Source organism: Desulfocastanea catecholica, from assembly GCF_054657295.1.
This window is the reverse complement of sequence record NZ_BAAHYZ010000082.1, coordinates 1-3,314: the sequence shown is the minus strand read 5'-3', so window position 1 is coordinate 3,314 and position 3,314 is coordinate 1. Positions and strand designations below refer to the sequence as shown.

At 41.6% G+C, this 3,314-nt stretch carries 2 protein-coding genes and 1 pseudogene; 2 read left to right on the top strand and 1 reads right to left on the bottom strand.

The features are described from left to right. Positions 1 to 731 precede the first annotated feature (731 nt). Both ACYQ8U_RS22815 and ACYQ8U_RS22810 read left to right on the top strand, forming a co-directional pair. Entirely contained in the window at positions 732 to 851 is a 120-nt protein-coding gene (locus ACYQ8U_RS22815; RefSeq protein WP_459947862.1) for a group II intron maturase-specific domain-containing protein, read from the top strand. Positions 852 to 1,661: 810 nt separating this feature from the next. After that, positions 1,662 to 2,213, top strand: coding sequence for an Lrp/AsnC family transcriptional regulator (locus ACYQ8U_RS22810; protein ID WP_459947861.1), 552 nt, complete (start codon positions 1,662 to 1,664; stop codon positions 2,211 to 2,213). Positions 2,214 to 2,887: 674 nt separating this feature from the next. Here ACYQ8U_RS22810 and ACYQ8U_RS22805 read toward each other — a convergent pair. Further along, positions 2,888 to 3,314, bottom strand: a pseudogene (locus ACYQ8U_RS22805) (MFS transporter); the annotation flags it as partial.

Below are 3,314 nucleotides of genomic sequence, written 5' to 3'. Positions count from 1 at the left end.
ACGGAAAGTAATCCGTTCAGATTTATAGATAAAGGCCTCGTCTTGAGGATAAAGAAGAGCATTGCGATTGATCACATCCGCATAGGTGCCAATCTGGTATCGACAGAGGTGCTGCAGGTTTAATTGTGCTTCCATTAGAATTCTCCTCTCCCCTGTTTTAGTATGTTTTGATTCTGCCCCCTGAAGCAATAAAATTGTATCAATACCATTTTTATACCATTATTCGAAATAATATGATACATAAACAACATATTTCGAAAATAATTCGGTGTGTATTATCAAGTAACAGAGAACGTGGATTTAGTCAACCGCAATCAGCAATTCCCACTAAAAACTCTAACTAACTGAAAATACACAAAGTTTAGATATAGCGTTTCGCAGACTCTTACTTTCCCGGGTTTCTCCATCATTTATCTTGATCTGTCTTATCAAGCACAGGCAGTTAGATCTGCGCTTGATGCAAGGTTTAAAGAATGTGCGTTCGAGATGCATCCGGACAAGACAAAAATCGCTTATTGCAAAGATAAGAGTCGAAGAAAGGACTATCCGATCACAGAATTTGATTTTCTGGGGTACACTTTTCGACCTCGGTGGGTGTTGAACCGCAAGCGTAAAAGTATACTCCTCAATTTTACGCCAGCGGTCAGCAATAAGGCTGTTAAAGCGATGCGGCAAAAGACTCGTAAGCTGAATTTCTGGAATCGGACGGAACTAAGCTTGCTGATATTTCCATGTATTACAACCCGGTCCTTCGGGGGTGGTTGACTTACTATGGACATTTTTATCGATCGGCCCTGTATCCGGTTTTTAGGCACTTCAACAAAACGTTGGTAGCCTGGGCGATGAGGTAGTACAAGAAGCTGAAAGGTCATAAGTTACGAGCATGCAGGTTCGTTGAGCAAATAGCTCAAAAAGAACCTCATCTTTTTGTACACTGGCAGAAGGGAATGATAGACGCTTTTGATTGATGGGAGCGGTGTGAATCGAGAGGCTGGGGGTGAGATTCCTCCGGCCTGCTCATCATGAGACCTTTAATACTCTAAGGAATCAGGGGTACAATCTCGACCACAATTATGGTCTTGGCAAGAAAAACCTGAGCGCGGTGTTGACCATTTTGATGACGCTTGCTTTTTTCATCGATCAGGTGCAGCAATTGAGCTGTTGACTTTTCCAGGAAGCGTTACAAAAGGCGGAATAAAAACGCTATCTGTGGGAGAGTATGCGAGGGCTTTTCTACAACTTCCGGGCTGATTCCATGGAAACCATTTTACGCGCAATAACCCACGGCTTTGATCGTCGGGAACTAAAGGGGATCTGTCAAACGTAATGAGAATGAGAGACGACCGCTGCGCAGTATTGTCAAGATCGTACCCTGAAAAAGTTGGATAGACAGGGTGAATGAACTCTTATGTCCAAAAAATGTTAGAAATCACTTTTTCGCCCAAAGGTCAGCGGAAAAATCGGCTGAAAAAATGAGTGATCGAGAAACACGTCAAATATCGACTGTCATTTTATATTAGATGATTCATATGTTAACCACACGCCTTGGCTACTGGGCTAAAACGGGAACTGCTGAACCACAATAAATTAATTATTTTGATCTTATTCGTAAAAAAAACATAATTGCATTATTGTTTGACAAAAGGGCATGGTGATTATAAATGAAATTCGAAATCATCATAAAAGTTAAAAGGAAAGATGGAAGAAAAATGGAAACTATGGAAAATGGCAATACTGAAAAAAAAATAGACAAAATTGACGCCAAAATCATCCGCCTCCTTCAAAAAGACGGAAGAATGCCGAATACTGAAATCGCTAAGCTGGTAGGCATTACAGAAGCCACTGTAAGGAACCGCCTGAATCGCCTGACAAAAGATGAAGTAATTCGAATCGTTGCGGTTGGAAATCCTTTTAAGCTAGGATTTAAAATTGTCGGAAACATAAAAATCATCATACAGCTAAACAAAGCAGATAAAATCATTGAGGAACTGGTCAAACTTGATGAACTTTGGTATATTACACTGTTTTCAGGCGGGTCCGATCTGGATATCCTTTTTCATGTGAGGTCACTTCAGCAACTTCGTGAATTGTTATACGGCAAAATAAGCAAAATTGACGGTGTTATCAATACACAGACCTCTTTTCTCTTGGAGCGCATCAAGGCTTCTTACGAATGGGGAACCGGTCTGGACGACGATGACTGTAATGAGTAAGCGGTCAGGGAAACGCACCTTCTAATTCTAATTATAGTATCTTTCAGATGACTTGATATTTTTTGACTTAACAGCCCTATTTGAACGTCCTCGAAATCCATTCTCCAGGGGTCCGGTCTTTAGGGCGTTTTTCTTTTGATCTCAAATTGATACCATCGCTGATCCTGTAGTGTTTTAACCAGTTCCGGATGGTGGGTTTGTGAGGACGTTCAAAATTCTGTGTCAGTTAACAGAAAGCTGATATAGTCAGCTTGAAAAGGAGAACTGACATGACCGACGACAACACACAATTTTGAAAACTCCCGATAAAGCTTTTGTAACACAGTCTTCTTGATTTGGATAGAATATCCCATGTCAGTCACCTCAATGCCCCAATTTCAATTTTCAGTTGAGGCAACATCTATCCTGACATAGGGGGATACCGCCCGAGAAGGCTGACTGTTTGGGAGGTTCTTGACTTTTACAGTTAATCAAAAACAACCCCTGCCCTGACGACTTTACCTTCCATCATCTGCTTGTATGCTTCTTCAATCTGCTCAAGTTTAAATTTATGCGAAATAATTTTATTGAACGGATATTTATTTCCTGTCCTTGCCATAAAATCCAGGACCTTGGGCATTGTCCATGATTTGTAATTTGAGGATCCGATCACTTTCAAGGTTCCCTTTACTTTATCAGGATGGAGGTTGGATAATAAATGGTCTGTTGTGGCACAGCAGCCACAATACACAACAAGCCATACCTACACCAATCTGAATATGACCGAGATTCATTACAAGGCTGCCAGGCCAAAGCGTGACCAGTTGCATTCCCATGCTTCCCATGAACATTGCAAAAAAATTAATAAGCGCTGATGCGGATCCTGAATCCTCCTCCTGTTGTTCCAGCATCAAATGAGTACCTGGAACTCGTACCGTGATTACCGCCATTGTAACCGGTCCGACCGACAAGGCAAACAACCAGGGAGACATATGCCCAAAGACGGAAACAACTATTCCGCAAACAGCTATCAGAATAAAGCACCCGGTAATAATTAGTTTTGGTTCGACAAGTATCCTCATCCGCATATAGATCGTGGGGCCGACCATGGAACATGTGGCA